Below are 17,756 nucleotides of genomic sequence, written 5' to 3'. Positions count from 1 at the left end.
CGTCGCGCGACAGTCGTCGGCTGCAGGTGCGCGTCCGGCCGGTGAAGACAGGAGCCGAAATGCGTGCAGAGGTGGCCAGTGGCGCCGCTCCGGGGTCCAGCCGGAGCCGGCACACGGCCCGACGGTTCCGGCACCTGGTCATCTGCATCGCTCTCACCGCCCTCGCCTTCCAGCAGGCCCCGGGCCAGGTCGTCCCGGACACCAAGGTCGACCTGAACGTCAACCCGGCCGGGTGGCTGCTCCGCTCACTGCACCTGTGGGACCCCACCGGCACGTTCGGTCAACTACAGAACCAGGCGTACGGCTATCTCTGGCCGATGGGCCCGTTCTTCCTGCTCGGGTCGGAGTCCGGCCTCGCGCCGTGGGTGGTGCAGCGGCTGTGGTGGGCACTGCTCTTCTGTGTCGCCTACCTGGGGGCCGTACGCCTGGCGGGCCGGCTCACCATCGGAACGCCCGCCGGGCGCATGATCGCCGGCGTCGCCTTCGCGCTGTCACCGCGCATCCTCACCCAGCTCGGCTGGTCCTCGGTGGAAGCCTGGCCCAGCGCCGTCGCCCCCTGGGTGCTCATTCCACTGGTCGGTCTCGCCGCGGGCACGCGACTGCGACGTGCCGTCGCCGCGTCGGCCATCGCCGTCGCCTGCGCCGGTGGGGTCAACGCCACCGCCGTGTTCGCTGTGGTGCCACTGGCAGTGCTCTGGCTCGCCACCGTCCAGCCCGTACGCCGGCGGGTCACCGCCATCGCCGCCTGGTGTGGCGCGGTGGCCCTGGCCACCGCGTGGTGGTTGGTTCCGCTGCTGGTCCTCGGGCGGTACAGCCCACCCTTCCTGGACTACATCGAGACCGCCCGAAACACCACCAGCGTCACCGACGGGGTGACCGCACTGCGCGGCGCCTCCTACTGGGTCGCCTACCTGGCCTCCCCGTTCGGACCGACCATCCCGTCCGGTGCGCGGCTCGCCAACGAGGCGGTGCTGGTCGCCGCCACCCTGGCGGTCGCCGCCCTCGGTGTCCTCGGGCTGTCCCGACGGGGGATGCCGCACCGCCGGTTCCTCATCACCGGTCTGGTGCTCGGCGTCGCGCTCGTCGGTCTCGGGCACGTCGGCGACCTGCCGAACATCCTCGCCGGGCCGCAACGGGAGTTCCTCGACGGTGTCGGCGCACCCCTGCGCAACGTGCACAAGTTCGACGTCCTGCTCCGCCTGCCCCTGTGCCTGGGCATGGCGCACCTGATCGGGCTGGCCGTCCGGGCTGCGCGCACCGCGCCCGCGCGGCACCGTCCGCGAACCGTCGCACGCGCCTGGCTGACCGCCGGTGCCGCGATCGTCGCCGTCACGGCGGTCGCCACGCCCGCCCTCGCAGGTGGTCTCGCCACCCCGGGCGCGGTCAAGGAGGTGCCCGGCTACTGGCACGACGCCACCGACTGGCTCGACGCGAACACGGGACGCGGGCGGGTGCTCGTCGTACCCGGAGCGCGTTTCCCGTCGTACGACTGGGGCAACACCACGGACGAGATCACTCAGCCGCTGCTCAACAGCCGGTGGGCAGTACGCAACGCCATTCCCTTCACCCCACCGACCACGATCCGACTGCTGGACGTGATCGAGTCGACGCTCGCCACCGGCGCCGGGTCGACCGGCCTGGCGGATCTGCTGGCCCGATCCGGAATCAGTCACGTCCTGTTCCGCGCCGACCTCGACCATGGCCGCTCCGACACGGCGCGCCCAGCGGTGGTCCGGCAGGCGCTGGAGCGCTCACCCGGCTTGACCCGCGTCACGTCCTTCGGCCCCCTGCGCGGCGGGCCCTCGTCCCCCGACGAGTTCCGCGACCACGGGCTCGACGTGCCCGTCCGGGCGCTGGAGGTCTACCAGGTCGACCGGCCCGTCTCGCCGGTGGTCGCCTACGACAGATCCGACGTGACCACAGTGGTCGGTGGCCCCGAATCACTGCTCGACCTCGCCGCGGCGGGGCAACTCGGCTCGGCGCCCACCGTCCTGGCCGGCGACGCGTCGACAGCCGATGTCGCCGGACCGGTGGCCATCACCGATGGTCTGCGCAGGCGGGACGTGTCGTTCGGCGGGCTGCGTGACAACACCTCCCAGACGTTGACCGCCGACGACACCTTCGAGGTCACCGCGCCCGCCCACGACTACCTGCCCGAGTGGGGCGCGGAGCACTCCACCGTCGCCCGCTTCGAGGGCATCGACGCGATCCGCACCTCCACCGCCCGTTCGCAGGTGGGCTCCCCCGGCGGTGCCCGCCCCGAGCACCAGCCGTACGCGGCGATGGACGGCAACCCGGCGACCTCCTGGCAGTCCGCGCCGTACTCGCCCAGCGACCAACAGTGGATCGAGGTGAGCCTCGCCGACCCGACGACTGTCACCCGGGTCGAGGTGTGGTTCGACCTGAAGGCCGATGCCCTGCCCACGACGGTGACCGTCAGCGCCGGGTACGAGAGCAGCACCGTCGAACAGTTCAGCGACCACATGGTGTTCGAACTGCCCGGCGTCCACGCCACCCGCGAGGTCCGGGTCTCGGTCGACAGCGCGTACGACCTGCGCCCGTTCGGAAACGGCTCGGTCGGTGTCGCCGAGATCAAGATCCCGGGCATCCAGACCAGCCGCACCCTGGTCCTGCCCACCGCACCGGTCACCGACCGGCCGGCGGCCGTCGTCGTGTCCGCGGCACCCACGACACCGGCCTGCTTCTCCGTCGACGGCTACCCGCGCTGCTCCACCGACGCCATCCGTGGTTCCGAGGACGGGTCCACCATCGACCGGACAGTGACCCTGCCGGCGGCCGGCGCGTACGACGCCAAGCTGTGGGCGCGTCCCACAGCCGGCCCTGACCTGGACAACGCCCTCGACAAGCTGGTGACCGACGCGCAGCCGTTGCGCCTCGCGGCGCAGATCAGCGCCTCCTCGACGGCGGTGCCCGACCCGACCGGCCGGGCCGGGGCGGCACTCGACGGAGACCCGGCCACCAGCTGGTCACCGGCGATCGACGACGAGGCACCGATCCTGCGACTCAAGTGGCTCAAGCCGCAGACCATCACCGGTCTCCGCTTCTCGGTCGACGACAAGACACCCGCCACCCGTCTCGGCAGTGTGCGGGTGGTCGGCGACGACGGCTTCCGCAGCAGCCTGCTCGGCGACGACGGGCTGCTCCGCCTGGACCCGCCGATGCGGACCGACGAGATCACCATCCAGTTCCTCGACAAGCCGTCCGCCACCAGCACCGACCCGTACAAGCTGCGGTTGCCGGAGCGGTTGCCCGTCGCGGTCGGCGAGGTGACGGTGCTACCCGGAGCGCCCACCGTCGGACCGCGCCCCGACGCACCCCTGTCGCTGGCCTGCGGATCGGGGCCGACGCTCCAGATCGGCGCGGCACGGGTCACCACCATGCTGCGCGGCACGCTCCGCGACCTGCTGGAGATGCGCGAGATGCCGGTGACGCCGTGCGGCCGGGACACGCCCCGGCAGCTTGACCTGGGCCGTGGGGAGCACCGCATCGTCACCACCCCGGGCAAGCTGGCCTGGCCCACGAGGGTCGCCCTGGTACCGAAGACGACCACTCCCGCCCCGGCGACCGCCAACGCCAGCGCCACCGAGATCGAATCCTGGGCGGCCACCGAGCGACGGGTACGGGTGGCCAGTCACCCCGTCGACCGGGTGCTCGCCGTACGGGAGAACACCAACACCGGCTGGCAGGCCACCCTCGGCGGGCGGACGCTGAAACCACTGGTGGTGGACGGTTGGCAGCAGGGCTGGATCCTTCCCGCCGGCGCCTCCGGAGAGGTGCTGTTGCGTTTCGCACCGGACACGCCGTACCGGGCGGGGCTTCTCCTCGGCGGCATCCTGCTCGCGGTGGTGGTCCTGCTCGCTGTGGTGCCCGCCCGACAGCCCACCGGGCGAACCCCGGCGACCGTCCCACCGCGCGGCCGACGTCGGGTCACCCGCTCGCTGCCGCTGCTGGCCGTCGGGGCCGCCGCGCTGGTGCTGTGGAGTGGCCTCATCGGCGGCCTGCTGGTCGCGGCGGGATTCATGCTGGCGGTACCCGGCTCACGCCGCCTGCCCTGGCCGGCCGACCCACGCCGGGCCAGGACGATCAGCCGGGCCGTCGAGACCTGGCTGCCCGGCGCGCTCGTCCTGCTCGCCGGGTTGCTCTACCTCGACTCGACGCGGCGGAACACCGACGCGCTCGTGCAACTCACCATCGTCGTCGCCCTGGGCGCCCTCTGGCTCTCCACCGCCGCCCGACGGCGGCCCGTACGCCGGGCCAGGCCGACCGCCGCGACCGCAGCCGTTGCGGCGGTCATGGCGGGACCGACGCGGGAGACGACCGAGCCGGACGGGACCGAGCCTGTTGTGGCTGAGCAGGACGCCAGCGAGCCGGACGCGGCCGATCACGACCCGGCCGAGCCGGCAAGACCCGGCCAGGCGGCCGGGCCGGCCGACGGGCAGCTTCCGACCTTCTCCGAGATCACGTGAGCCCTCGACGACCCGTCCGTCGGCAGAAGACGGCCCAGACGGAGCTGGCACGCGGATGGAGCACGGGCCTCGGCGCTGCCGGAGTCAGCGTCACACTGGCCGGGGTCCTGGTCAACGGCCTGGCCTACCTGGTGCCGGTCCTGGCCGCCCGGCGGCTCGACCCGGCCGACCTCAGCGCGCTCGCCACCGCCCTGGGTCTGGTGGCGATCGTCGGTGTGCCAGGGCTCGGCCTGCAACTGGCCGTCGCCGTGCACCGCGCCCGGCACGGCGCCTCCGACACTCGGCGGCTCACCGCCGTCACCGCCGCACTGTGCGCGGTAACCCTCGTCGCGGCGACACCGCTGCTGGTCACCGCCCTGGATCTCCCGGTCGAGATGCCCGCGCTGCTCGCGGTCACCACCGCGGCGATAGTGCTCTCCTCCCGATCGCTCGGAGAGTTGCAGGGTGGCCAACGCTTCGTACGACTCGCCATCGGGATGGCGCTGCTCGCCGCCGGCCGCTACGGCGGCGTGATCGCCGGGTTGCTGCTCGACGCGGGACCGACCGGCGCGCTGGCGGTCGGCGCGTTGACCGCCGCCCTCACCCCAGCGGTGCTGGCCCGACTCGCCCGCGAGCCCCGACGGTCGTCCACCGCCCCACGGTTGACCGTCGCTCAGGTCGTTGCCGGCGGCGGCGCGACCCTGGCGATGCTCGTCGTCTCCTACGCCGACCTGCTGCTGTCCCGGCAACTGCTGTCCCCGTCGGATTCCGGGGCGTACTCGGTCGGCACCGTCCTGAGCAAGGGCGCGCTCTGGGCACCGCAGGTCGCCGCCGTCCTCGCCCTACCGCGGCTGGCCCGCGGCGACCGGCGCAGCCGAACGGTTGCGCTCGCTGTGACAGGCGGGTGTGGCGTGATTCTGGTCCTCGCCTCGACGCTCGCCGGAGGGCTCGCGTTCCGCTTCGCCGGTGGGCCCGACTACGACCACCTGGGCCGGTACGCACCAGTCTTCGCGGCGGTCGGTGCGCTCTACGCGGTGACGTTCGTGCTGCTCAACGACCGCCTCGCGGCCGGCGCACGCTGGGCGGCGGCACCACTGTGGGTGGGGGTGGCCGGCCTGGTGGCCGTCACCGCGACCCTTCGGCCGCACACCGTCCCCGGTCTCCTCCTCGCGGCACTGGGCACTGCCATCGTCACCACAGCGCTGATAGCGGTGACAGCCCGTCGGCCCGCACCGGTTCCGGCGACCGAGCCGACTAGTCCTCTTCAAGCCAGTCCGTCAGCAGTCGGTGGTCGATCGAGTCCACCCGACCGAGCGGACGACCCGAGGCCACCCGGTCCCGCAGCTCCGCCCGCGTGAACCAGCGCGCCTCCAACAACTCCTCGCCGTCCACGCGTACCTCGTCGGAGGTGGCGGTGGCCCGGAAGCCCACCATCAGGCCGGCGGGGAACGGCCACGCCTGTGACCCCTGGTAGGTCACGTCGGTGACTGTCACGCCCGCTTCCTCGCCCATCTCACGACGGACCGCGTCCTCCAGGCTCTCGCCGATCTCGACGAAGCCGGCCAGCGTCGAGTACGCGTCCTCGGCCGCACCCGCGTGCCGGGCCAGCAGACATCGCCCCGGCCGACCGGGTGCCTCGACCAACACGATGATGGCCGGCTCGATCCGGGGGAACAGCAGACGTCCGCATTCGGTGCCGGCACACGTCCGCAGGTGCCCGCCGCCGCCGGCGACGGCCGGCGCGCCGCACGTCCCGCAGAATCGCTGCTGCCGGTGCCAGTGCAACAAACCCCTGGCGTACGCCAGGACTGACGCGTCGCCGGGCTCGATCCGCCCGACCAGTGCCCGCACGTCAACGGACCGCACCGCACCGGCCATCTCGACGGCGGACCGCTCGGGGAGCGCGGAGAGGTCAGCCGCGAACACGGCGGCTTCCCCGTCGAGCCCGAGGAAGACTGTCTCGCCGACAGCGGACCGGACCAGCGCCGCGCGCTCCGCGCTGAGCCGGATCGGCCCGTGCCCGTCGACGAGACAACGGTCACGCCACAGCGGCAACAGCACTGTGGTCGACTCGGTGAGCAGCGCATCCAACCGCGTCGGATCGGTGCGCAACGGTCCCGCCCGGTCCAGCGATCCGCCCCCGTACGCCAACACCCGCTCCGCAGTGTCCACCCGGTCACCGTGCCACGTCGGCGGTGGGTCGTCGGCACCGCCCCCGGACCGGTGCGACACGCCGAACGACACGCGGTAGCAGCGCCTAGTGGGCGTAGCCAACGAGGAGGGCCGGGCATTCGTTACCGTAGGTGCCTCCGGGAGGGAGGACCTCCCGCGGCACCCTGGCGATCGAGGTTGCAGTGACGCTGTACGGCGAAAACAGTCCACCCGCCGACGACCGGCCCACAGTGCAGGTCACCGCGGTCACCTGGCCGGACGACGGACCTGAGCCGGTCAGCACAGCCACTCCCGGCGAGCCGGACGGCGGCCCGCGCCGGCCGCGTCGGGTGCGCATGATGCTCGCCGCCGGCATCACCGGTGGCGTCCTCGCCGCCGTGGCGGGCGCCGGTGCCTGGGCGTACGCCGGTGACGTCCCCCGTGGCACCAGCGTGCTCGGCACCGAACTGGGCGGCCGGAGCCGCGCGGACGCCGACCGGGAACTGCGGGCAGAGCTGGACCGGCGGGCGGCAACTCTCGCCACGCCGCTGAAGGTCACCGTCGACGGGCGCACCGCCGAGATCAACCCCGCCGACGTGGGGCTGACCGTCGACGTGCCGGCGACCGTCGCCGCAGCCGCCGAGGCCGACGCGCACCCGGTCAGCCGGTTGGTCGGCTCCCGCACCGTCGAGCCCGTGGTGACAGTCGACGCGGTCCGGTTGGACGACGCGCTCCGTAAGGTGCTCGGCGACCAGGCCCAGGGCATGACGATGCCGGCGATCACCTATAAGGGCACCACGCCGAAGGTCGTACAACCCAAGCCCGGGCTGGCTCTGAACCCGGAGCGTTCCGCCGAGGTGGTCCGCACCGGCTGGTTGGCCGGCGCCCCGGTCACCGTGCCCCTGGTGGAGACCCACCCGGCGACCACTCCGGAGGAGTTGGACCGGATGGTCAGCGAGCTGGCGAAGCCGGCGGTCGCCGCACCGGTCACCCTGCGCACCAACAAGGGCCAGGTGTCGATCCCGCCCGCCGCCATCGCGAAGAGCCTCCGGTTCAGCACCGACAAGACCGGCAAGCTCACCCCCTCGGTGGACGTCAAGCGGCTGCGGGCGGCGCTCGGCGACAAGCTGGCCGCCATCGAGGTGCCGCCGAAGGACGCCACGATGACGATTTCCGGTGGCCGGCCCACAGCCAAGGAGGGGCGATCCGGGCAGCAGCTGGACACGGCAACCCTCAGTCGAGACCTGCTGGCCGTCCTACCCAGGGCGGAGGGCCGCGAGGTGACCGGCGAGTTGAAGCCGACACCGCCGCAGCTGACCGCGGAGAAGCTCGCCGGCCTGGGCATCAAGGAGCGGGTGTCGACCTTCACCACCCGGTTCACCGGTGGCATGGCCTCATCGCGCAGCCAGAACATCGCGACCATCGCGCGGAAGGTGGACGGCACCGTCGTCCTACCTGGAAAGACGTTCTCGCTCAACGGGCACACCGGCGAGCGCGGCTACGCCCAGGGCTACCGGGACGCACCTGTCATCCTCGACGGCAAGCTGGTGCCGGGCGTCGGCGGCGGCACCTCGCAGTTCACCACCACGCTGTTCAACGCGACGTACTACGCCGGCTTGGAGGACGTCGAGCACAAGCCGCACTCGTACTGGTTCGACAGGTACCCGGCCGTCATCGAGTCCACGATCTTCTGGCCGAACCTGGACTTCAAGTTCCGCAACAACACCGAGTACGGCGTACTCATCGACACGTCGTACACGTCCAGCACGATCACCGTGTCGATCTGGAGCACGAAGATCTACGACAGCGTGAAGACCGAGTACGGGCCGCGCCGCAACATCACGACGCCGAAGCAGATCCACCTGTCGCCCGGCCCCTCGTGCATCGAGACCAACGGCATCAACGGCTTCACCCAGGACGCCTTCCGGGTCATCAAGAAGGGCGGCACCGTGGTCAAGCGGGAGAAGTTCACCTGGCGCTACGACGCGGAACCCCGCTACGTCTGCGGGACCAAACCGTCCTAAGGGCTACCCGGTGCGGGTCGATCCCGCCGTGAGGTCCGCCCTGCCCCGGGTCCAGCTCAGGTCGGGGGTCAGCCCTGCTCCGGGTCCAGCCCTGCTCCGGGTCCAGCCCTGCTCCGGGTCCAGCTCACGTCCGGGTCCAGCTCAGGTCGGGGGCCGGGTCGCCGGCGTTACCGCCGTGGCCATCGCGCTTGCCGCCCTGCGGTGGCATCGGGACCGTACGACTCTCCTGCACCCGGATCTCGGCCCGGAACCGGTGCGCCGCAGGGTGCCACATCTCCTCGAACGGACCCATTACCTCACCACCGATACCGCGACGACGCACCCGGGACGCGAGCCACCAGAGGGTTCCCAGGACCGCGGCCACGCAGCCCGTGAACACCACAAACACTAGGACCTCATCCACGGGCCGAGCCTAACCCTGGCCGCCAGACCCAGCCCCGAACCGCCGCGATCTTGCACTTTCTGTCGTCGTAACGCGAAGTCTGAGGCGATTTGTCGCCGCACAAACTGCAAGATCGCGGGGGAGAGTGGGCGCGGGGGAGATCCCAGACCTGCTGAGCTGCTGAGCTGCTGAGCTGCTGACAGCAGGCTCGCTGACCGTCGCCTGGCCCGGTCGTCGCCGGTCCGCCGGCCGCAAGATCGTGCAACATCCTGGATGTAGTGGTGTCCCAACGCAGCTGAGGCCACGACAACCAGGATCGAGCGTGACCTTGCCCGCCTCAGGGGCGGCTCGGACCCCAGACCCGGCCCCACCGGTCCTCCGATAGCCCGCGCAGACCGGGGAGACCGGGGAGACCCGGCCGATCAACCACACGAGGAAACGCGGGAAAGGGGAAACGCAGATAAGGCCACCCCGTTAGGGGTGGCCTTATCTGGAAGATTGTCCGGCGGCGTCCTACTCTCCCACACCCTCACGAGTGCAGTACCATCGGCGCTGGAGGGCTTAGCTTCCGGGTTCGGAATGTAACCGGGCGTTTCCCCTCCGCCATGACCGCCGTAACTCTATGAACATATCAAACAACCCCGGCACACACTCACGGGTGTTCGCTTGTTCAGAGTTGCACAGTGGACGCGTAGCAGCTTAGTAGTCAAGTCCTCGGCCTATTAGTACCGGTCAACTGAACCCGTTACCGGGCTTACATTTCCGGCCTATCAACCCAGTCGTCTAGCTGGGGGCCTTACCCCACAAAGTGGGTGGGATACCTCATCTTGAAGCAGGCTTCCCGCTTAGATGCTTTCAGCGGTTATCCCTTCCGAACGTAGCTAACCAGCCGTGCCCTTGGCAGGACAACTGGCACACCAGAGGTTCGTCCGTCCCGGTCCTCTCGTACTAGGGACAGCCCTTCTCAAGTATCCTACGCGCACGGCGGATAGGGACCGAACTGTCTCACGACGTTCTAAACCCAGCTCGCGTACCGCTTTAATGGGCGAACAGCCCAACCCTTGGGACCTGCTACAGCCCCAGGATGCGACGAGCCGACATCGAGGTGCCAAACCATCCCGTCGATATGGACTCTTGGGGAAGATCAGCCTGTTATCCCCGGGGTACCTTTTATCCGTTGAGCGACACCGCTTCCACTCGCAAGTGCCGGATCACTAGTCCCGACTTTCGTCCCTGCTCGACCTGTCAGTCTCACAGTCAAGCTCCCTTGTGTACTTGCACTCAACACCTGATTGCCAACCAGGCTGAGGGAACCTTTGGGCGCCTCCGTTACCTTTTAGGAGGCAACCGCCCCAGTTAAACTACCCACCAGACACTGTCCCTGAACCGGATAACGGTCCGAAGTTAGATACCCAAATCAACCAGAGTGGTATTTCAAGATTGCCTCCACCCATACTGGCGTATGGACTTCACCGGCTCCCACCTATCCTACACAAGCTAATTCGAGTACCAATGTCAAGCTATAGTAAAGGTCCCGGGGTCTTTCCGTCCTGCCGCGCGTAACGAGCATCTTTACTCGTACTGCAATTTCGCCGGGCCTGTGGTTGAGACAGTGGGGAAGTCGTTACGCCATTCGTGCAGGTCGGAACTTACCCGACAAGGAATTTCGCTACCTTAGGATGGTTATAGTTACCACCGCCGTTTACTGGCGCTTAAGTTCTCCGCTTCGCCCCGAAGAGCTAACAGGTCCCCTTAACGTTCCAGCACCGGGCAGGCGTCAGTCCATATACATCGAATTACTTCTTCGCATGGACCTGTGTTTTTAGTAAACAGTCGCTTCCCCCTGCTCTCTGCGGCCATACAACGCTCCACCCGCGCGGGGCTTCACGTCTCCGGCCCCCCTTCTCCCTAAGTTACGGGGGCAATTTGCCGAGTTCCTTAACCACAGTTCGCCCGATCGCCTCGGTATTCTCTACCTGACCACCTGTGTCGGTTTGGGGTACGGGCCGCTAAGAACTCGCTAGAGGCTTTTCTCGGCAGCATAGGATCACTGACTTCACCTGAATCGGCTCGGCATCACGTCTCAGCCTTCATGTGTTGCGGATTTGCCTACAACACGGCCTACACGCTTACCCCGGCACAACCACCGGCCGGGCTCAGCTACCTTCCTGCGTCACCCCATCGCTTGACTACTACCCATCAGGTTCCCACGCTCCCTCAGCTCAGTCCGAAGACCTCACCAAGTTCGGGTGGTTAGCACAACGAGGTTCATCAGGGACGCTCTTTCGCGGGTACGGGAATATCAACCCGTTGTCCATCGACTACGCCTCTCGGCCTCGCCTTAGGTCCCGACTCACCCAGGGCGGATTAGCCTGGCCCTGGAACCCTTGGTCATCCGGCGGAAGGGTTTCTCACCCTTCTTTCGCTACTCATGCCTGCATTCTCACTCGTGCCGCGTCCACAACTGGGTCACCCCGCTGCTTCACTCGCGGCACGACGCTCCCCTACCCATCCACACACCTGCACAAGGAATCAAGTCCAAGCGAGGATAAAATGTGAATGCCACAGCTTCGGCGGTGTGCTTGAGCCCCGCTACATTGTCGGCGCGGAACCACTTGACCAGTGAGCTATTACGCACTCTTTAAAGGGTGGCTGCTTCTAAGCCAACCTCCTGGTTGTCTATGCGACCCCACATCCTTTTCCACTTAGCACACGCTTAGGGGCCTTAGCTGGTGATCTGGGCTGTTTCCCTCTCGACTACGAAGCTTATCCCCCGCAGTCTCACTGCCGCGCTCTCACTTACCGGCATTCGGAGTTTGGCTGATTTCGGTAAGCTTGTGGGCCCCCTAGACCATCCAGTGCTCTACCTCCGGCAAGAAACACGCGACGCTGCACCTAAATGCATTTCGGGGAGAACCAGCTATCACGGAGTTTGATTGGCCTTTCACCCCTAACCACAGGTCATCCCCCAATTTTTCAACATTGGTGGGTTCGGCCCTCCACGCGGTCTTACCCGCGCTTCAGCCTGCCCATGGCTAGATCACTCCGCTTCGGGTCTAGGACACGCGACTGAATCGCCCTATTCAGACTCGCTTTCGCTACGGCTCCCCCACACGGGTTAACCTCGCCACATGCCACTAACTCGCAGGCTCATTCTTCAAAAGGCACGCCGTCACCCCGCAAGGCTCCGACGGATTGTAGGCGAACGGTTTCAGGTACTATTTCACTCCCCTCCCGGGGTACTTTTCACCATTCCCTCACGGTACTTGTCCGCTATCGGTCACCAGGAAGTATTTAGGCTTACCAGGTGGTCCTGGCAGATTCACGGCAGATTTCAGGGGTCCGCCGCTACTCGGGAACACCCACAGAAGGTCAGCAACTTTCACCTACCGGACTCTCACCGTCTACGGTCAGCCATTCCAGACTGTTCGACTAGCCACTGACTTTGTAACTTCTCGAACAAGTGTCAGCTTGTTCAGCAGGGTCCCACAACCCCGACCACGCAACCCCTGACAGGTATCACACGCAGCCGGTTTAGCCTCGATCCGCTTTCGCTCGCCACTACTCACGGAATCACTAAATTGTTTTCTCTTCCTACGGGTACTGAGATGTTTCACTTCCCCGCGTTCCCTCCACACACCCTATGTGTTCAGGTGTGGGTGACACCACATGACTGGTGCCAGGTTTCCCCATTCGGACACCCTGGGATCACAGCTTGGTTGACAGCTCCCCCAGGCCTATCGCGGCCTCCCACGTCCTTCATCGGCTCCTGGTGCCAAGGCATTCACCGTTCGCCCTTGACAACTTGACCACAAAGATGCTCGCGTCCACTGTGCAATTCTCAACAAACGACCAACCCACAACCCGATCCGCCCCACACCAAACCCAGCCCCTCTCAGGACCAACGGTATGTGGGGCCAGGCCATGCCTGGCAGACTTCCAGCCCCCACACAGGAGGCCGGCGCGTCTCTGAAACAACAACCAATGGTTGTTCCTTCAGGACCCAACAGGGTGCTCACATTTCTTCTCAGCCGCACCGAGACCATCCGTTCCCACCACCCCGAAGAGTGGCTGTACTAAGTGAGCCCGGCCGTTGCCGAGGAAAAACTTGCCAGTGTCTCCGCCATCTGAGCACCCCGACCCAACATTCGTGGGCCGCGGGCTCCTTGCACCCTTTCGGGTGAAGGTGCTCCTTAGAAAGGAGGTGATCCAGCCGCACCTTCCGGTACGGCTACCTTGTTACGACTTCGTCCCAATCGCCAGCCCCACCTTCGACGGCTCCCTCCACAAGGGTTGGGCCACCGGCTTCGGGTGTTGCCGACTTTCGTGACGTGACGGGCGGTGTGTACAAGGCCCGGGAACGTATTCACCGCAGCGTTGCTGATCTGCGATTACTAGCGACTCCGACTTCACGGGGTCGAGTTGCAGACCCCGATCCGAACTGAGACCGGCTTTTTGGGATTCGCTCCACCTCGCGGTATCGCAGCCCATTGTACCGGCCATTGTAGCATGCGTGAAGCCCTGGACATAAGGGGCATGATGACTTGACGTCATCCCCACCTTCCTCCGAGTTGACCCCGGCAGTCTTCGATGAGTCCCCGCCATAACGCGCTGGCAACATCGAACGAGGGTTGCGCTCGTTGCGGGACTTAACCCAACATCTCACGACACGAGCTGACGACAGCCATGCACCACCTGTGACCGCCCCCGAAGGACCTCACATCTCTGTGAGTTTTGCGGCCATGTCAAACCCAGGTAAGGTTCTTCGCGTTGCATCGAATTAATCCGCATGCTCCGCCGCTTGTGCGGGCCCCCGTCAATTCCTTTGAGTTTTAGCCTTGCGGCCGTACTCCCCAGGCGGGGCGCTTAATGCGTTAGCTGCGGCACAGGGAACCGGAGAGGCCCCCCACACCTAGCGCCCAACGTTTACAGCGTGGACTACCAGGGTATCTAATCCTGTTCGCTCCCCACGCTTTCGCTCCTCAGCGTCAGTATCGGCCCAGAGACCCGCCTTCGCCACCGGTGTTCCTCCTGATATCTGCGCATTTCACCGCTACACCAGGAATTCCAGTCTCCCCTACCGAACTCTAGCCTGCCCGTATCGACCGCAGGCTTGGGGTTGAGCCCCAAGTTTTCACGGTCGACGCGACAAGCCGCCTACGAGCTCTTTACGCCCAATAAATCCGGACAACGCTCGCACCCTACGTCTTACCGCGGCTGCTGGCACGTAGTTGGCCGGTGCTTCTTCTGCAGGTACCGTCACTCTCGCTTCGTCCCTGCTGAAAGAGGTTTACAACCCGAAGGCCGTCATCCCTCACGCGGCGTCGCTGCATCAGGCTTCCGCCCATTGTGCAATATTCCCCACTGCTGCCTCCCGTAGGAGTCTGGGCCGTGTCTCAGTCCCAGTGTGGCCGGTCGCCCTCTCAGGCCGGCTACCCGTCGTCGCCTTGGTAGGCCATCACCCCACCAACAAGCTGATAGGCCGCGAGCCCATCCCAAGCCGAAAAACTTTCCACCACCAGCCATGCGGCCAGAAGTAATATTCGGTATTAGCCCCCGTTTCCGAGGGTTATCCCAAAGCTTGGGGCAGGTTGCTCACGTGTTACTCACCCGTTCGCCGCTCGAGTACCCCGAAGGGCCTTTCCGCTCGACTTGCATGTGTTAAGCACGCCGCCAGCGTTCGTCCTGAGCCAGGATCAAACTCTCCAACAAAAAATTAGTTGAACAGCATCCTGACAACAAACAAATGTTGCCAAAGGAATCCCAACCAGCCAGCAAAAACTGACCAGTCCGGGGTATAAATCATAATTGGCACTGGCTTTACAAGCACCCTGTTGAGTTCTCAAAGAACAACCACACACCGACCAGAAGCCCCACCTCAGTGGAACCCCAACCGGGGCTTTTCGTACCGCGTCCCCGCCGCTCTCGCGCCGGGCACTTTTACTACGTTACCTCACCGTCTTCGCCGTGTCAAACCGTGTGTCCCGGTCTGTCATGCTTCGTACGGGTCAGCGCCGGCGCACTCACGCAGCAGCGAACCGCTGCGTCAGGTCGTCGGATTCAGCAGACCGGCCGCTGCGGTTTCCCGCAGTCTCGCCCGGTTCCCTGCCGGTCGTGAACCTTACCCGGTCGGCTTCGCCGCACCAAATCCGCCTCGCGGCCGATCCGGCGAGCCCCGCCCGGACCGCGTCTCCCAGGAGCGAACCCCTGCTTGACCCGGTTGCCATCCCGTTTCGGTGCTCTAGGACCTTCGTCCCGTTTGCCCCGTTCCGCGCTGGCAGAGAGAAAGTTACGCGTCTGCGGGTTTGATCGTCAAATCCACGGGTAGCGGCGCGCGTCACATTCGCTCGTCCGCCGCGTTTTCGCAGGTCAGAAGCGTTCAGCCAGCAACGATGGCTCGGCGACCACCAGCAGTACGGGCACCGACCGGCCCCGATCCGCAGGAGTGGCGCCCCTCAGGAGGTCTGTCGACGCCGGGTCGCGAGCCATGCCCGGACGCCAAGAACGCCAGCTGTGGTGCCGATCGCCAGGGAAGCGGCGATCAACAACGCGTGCACCCACAGAAAGCTGGTGGCCGCGCCGTCGGCCACGGTGCCGGACGCCCAGGATCGCGGGTCCTGCCAGATGGCGACCGCGAACCTCGGCCAGATCACCCAGGTCCAGACGCCGACTCCGACCAGGAAGACACTCCACCCTCGCGACAGCACCATGGCAGCCGAGTATGCCAGCGCACCTGGTCACCGGGCCCGTGCCGGCCACCGCCACCGCGCGACCGGCGGCGCGAACGCCGGGCGGACCACCCCTCACGCCTCGGAAGGAGCGCTGCCGCGTAGAACGTGGCCTGTTTCCGCCGTCAGGGTGATGGGCACTGCGAAGGGGGACAGCTGAGGACCGTCCCCTGGAGGTGCCCCGTGCGACCCTCGATCTTCAACCCCTGGGCCTGGCGTGACCCGTCCGCCCTGGCCGGCGGTTACACGCAGACCACACCGTCGGTCACCCCGCCCGACGACCACGAGGGTGGTCACGACGGCCCGGACGCGCCCGGCCCGGGCACGCCCGTCGACCTGGTGGGCTATCAGGTGCAGGCGAGCGACGGCCGCATCGGCACCATCGACGAGACGAGCGACGAGGCGGACGCCGGGCACCTGGTGGTGGACACCGGGCCGTGGATCTTCGGCCAGAAGGTCCTGCTGCCGGCCGGAACCGTGGAACGGGTGGATCACCAGGAACGCGTCGTGCACGTCGACCGGACGCGCCAGGAGATCAAGGACGCGCCACCGTTCGACCCAGACTCGGCTGACCAGCAATATCGGGAACGTGTCGGTACCTACTACGCCGACAGCTACCTGTCCCCGCCGGCAACGGACCGCAGGTAATGTGAGGCCGTGGTCCGGACGGGCAACTGCGCATCCGAGGCGGTCGACCTGGTCGACGGCCGCTTCCCCGGTGCCGTGCCCGAGGTCCCGACCAGCTCCGGCGATGGCCGTGAGCAACTTCTGAACGTCCTCCGTGCCGGTGGTCTGCGGTTTCGCGCCGGCGCGCGATGGCGGGCGACTCGCTGAGTCGATCCCGCTGACCGAGCAGGGCTGAGCCAGCCCTGCTCGGCGCGCGCCCACGCGTGACCCACCAACGGAACGAGAGGCACCACCATGTCCGTCGCACGAATGCTCACCGGCGACCGGCCCACCGGCCGCCTGCACCTCGGCCACTACGTCGGCAGCATCGCCAACCGGGTACGGCTACACCGGCGCTACGAGAGCTTCTTCATCATCGCCGACCTGCACATGCTCACCACCCGCAATCGCCGGGAGGACATCGACCAGGTCGCCGGCAACGCCCGCGAGATGGTGACCGACATCCTCGCCGCCGGCGTCGACCCGGACCGGGCCACGTTCTATCTCCAGTCGGCCATCCCCGAGGTCGGCGACCTCAACACCCTCCTGCAGAACCTGGTGACCGTCCCCCGGCTGGAACGGGTGCCCTCGCTCAAGGACATGGCCCGCGACGCCGGCAAGGAGGAGATGCCGTACGGGCTGCTGGGTTATCCAGTGCTCCAGGCCGCGGACATCCTCTGCGTGAAGGGGGAGGTGGTCCCGGTCGGCCGGGACAACGCGGCACACGTCGAGGTGACCAGGGAGATCGCCCGGCGGTTCAACCACCTGTACGGCCCGGTCTTCCCGGTGCCCGAGTTGATCCCGGCGGACACACCGAGCCTGGTGGGGACCGACGGCGCGGCCAAGATGAGCAAGAGCCGGGGCAACGCGATAGCGCTCTCCGACGACGCGGCGACGGTGCGTCGCAAGGTGCTCGGCATGTACACCGACCCGAACCGGGTGCGGGCCGACGTGCCGGGCACTGTGGAAGGCAACCCGGTGTTCGCGTACCACGACGTCTTCAATCCGGACCGCGACGAGGTGGCCGACCTGGCCCGGCGGTACCGGGCCGGGCGGGTGGGTGACGTGGAGGTCAAGGAACGGCTGATCGCCGCGCTGGAGGGGTTCCTGGCGCCGATCCGGCAGCGCCGGGCCGAGATCGAAGCCGACCGTGGCCTGGTCGACCGACTGATCGTCGAGGGTACGGAACGGACCCGCCAGGAGGTACGCCAGACGGTGCTCGAGGTACGCCGGGCGATGGGGCTGACCGGCGCGTACCAGCAGGTGCGGCGGCGGGCTGAGCGGAGCCGGCGCCGGACGGACGCCTCGACCTGAGGCCGGGGCGTCCGGTCGGCGATGT

Annotated in this window: 8 protein-coding genes and 3 rRNA genes; 5 read left to right on the top strand and 6 right to left on the bottom strand. The window is 67.2% G+C overall.

Features of this window, described 5'->3' with window-relative positions; genetic code table 11:
• The first annotated feature begins 59 nt into the window (after positions 1–59).
• Positions 60–4,487, top strand: coding sequence for an alpha-(1->3)-arabinofuranosyltransferase (locus OG992_RS22025; RefSeq protein ID WP_266304184.1), 4,428 nt, complete (start codon positions 60–62; stop codon positions 4,485–4,487).
• Positions 4,488–4,531: 44 nt separating this feature from the next.
• On the top strand, positions 4,532–5,824 hold the full coding sequence (locus tag OG992_RS22020) for a lipopolysaccharide biosynthesis protein (RefSeq protein ID WP_266305252.1): 1,293 nt from the start codon (positions 4,532–4,534) through the stop codon (positions 5,822–5,824).
• On the opposite strand, the gene nudC is transcribed toward OG992_RS22020, so the two are convergent.
• A complete protein-coding gene (gene nudC, locus OG992_RS22015; RefSeq protein WP_266304183.1) occupies positions 5,721–6,638 on the bottom strand; it encodes an NAD(+) diphosphatase in 918 nt (305 codons plus the stop codon). The two genes, OG992_RS22020 and nudC, sit on opposite strands and share 104 nt — an antisense overlap.
• A 182-nt stretch (positions 6,639–6,820) precedes the next feature.
• Between nudC and OG992_RS22010 the strand changes: the two genes are divergently transcribed.
• Positions 6,821–8,641: a VanW family protein gene (locus OG992_RS22010; RefSeq protein ID WP_266304182.1), complete on the top strand. Its 1,821-nt coding sequence runs from the start codon at positions 6,821–6,823 to the stop codon at positions 8,639–8,641.
• A 124-nt stretch (positions 8,642–8,765) separates the two neighbouring features.
• Here the strand turns inward: OG992_RS22010 and OG992_RS22005 are convergent, their stop codons facing one another.
• The 5 genes from OG992_RS22005 to OG992_RS21985 form a co-directional block, all read right to left on the bottom strand.
• The gene (locus OG992_RS22005; RefSeq protein WP_266304181.1) at positions 8,766–9,044 is read right to left on the bottom strand and encodes a hypothetical protein; all 279 of its coding nucleotides are present in this window, start codon (positions 9,042–9,044) and stop codon (positions 8,766–8,768) included.
• A 479-nt stretch (positions 9,045–9,523) separates the two neighbouring features.
• A 5S ribosomal RNA gene (gene rrf, locus OG992_RS22000) occupies positions 9,524–9,640 on the bottom strand.
• A gap of 85 nt (positions 9,641–9,725) precedes the next feature.
• Positions 9,726–12,834: ribosomal RNA gene (locus OG992_RS21995) — 23S ribosomal RNA — on the bottom strand.
• Positions 12,835–13,220: 386 nt separating this feature from the next.
• Positions 13,221–14,735 (bottom strand): 16S ribosomal RNA (locus OG992_RS21990).
• Together the 16S, 23S and 5S rRNA genes form the textbook arrangement of a ribosomal RNA operon.
• Positions 14,736–15,478: 743 nt before the next feature.
• Positions 15,479–15,733 (bottom strand): SCO4848 family membrane protein, encoded by a 255-nt coding sequence (locus OG992_RS21985; RefSeq protein ID WP_238687487.1) that lies wholly within the window; start codon positions 15,731–15,733, stop codon positions 15,479–15,481.
• Between the two features lie 201 nt (positions 15,734–15,934).
• On the opposite strand from OG992_RS21985, the gene OG992_RS21980 reads away from it, so the two are divergent.
• Positions 15,935–16,399 carry a PRC-barrel domain-containing protein gene (locus tag OG992_RS21980; protein WP_266304180.1) on the top strand — a complete coding sequence of 155 codons (465 nt, stop codon included), beginning with the start codon at positions 15,935–15,937 and terminating at the stop codon, positions 16,397–16,399.
• A 273-nt stretch (positions 16,400–16,672) separates the two neighbouring features.
• Positions 16,673–17,731: a tryptophan--tRNA ligase gene (gene trpS / locus OG992_RS21975; RefSeq protein WP_238687489.1), complete on the top strand. Its 1,059-nt coding sequence runs from the start codon at positions 16,673–16,675 to the stop codon at positions 17,729–17,731.
• Positions 17,732–17,756: the final 25 nt, after the last annotated feature.

The organism is Micromonospora sp. NBC_00362 (genome assembly GCF_026342155.1).
GTDB lineage: Bacteria > Actinomycetota > Actinomycetes > Mycobacteriales > Micromonosporaceae > Micromonospora > Micromonospora hortensis.
This window is presented reverse-complemented; position numbering and strand designations above follow the sequence as displayed.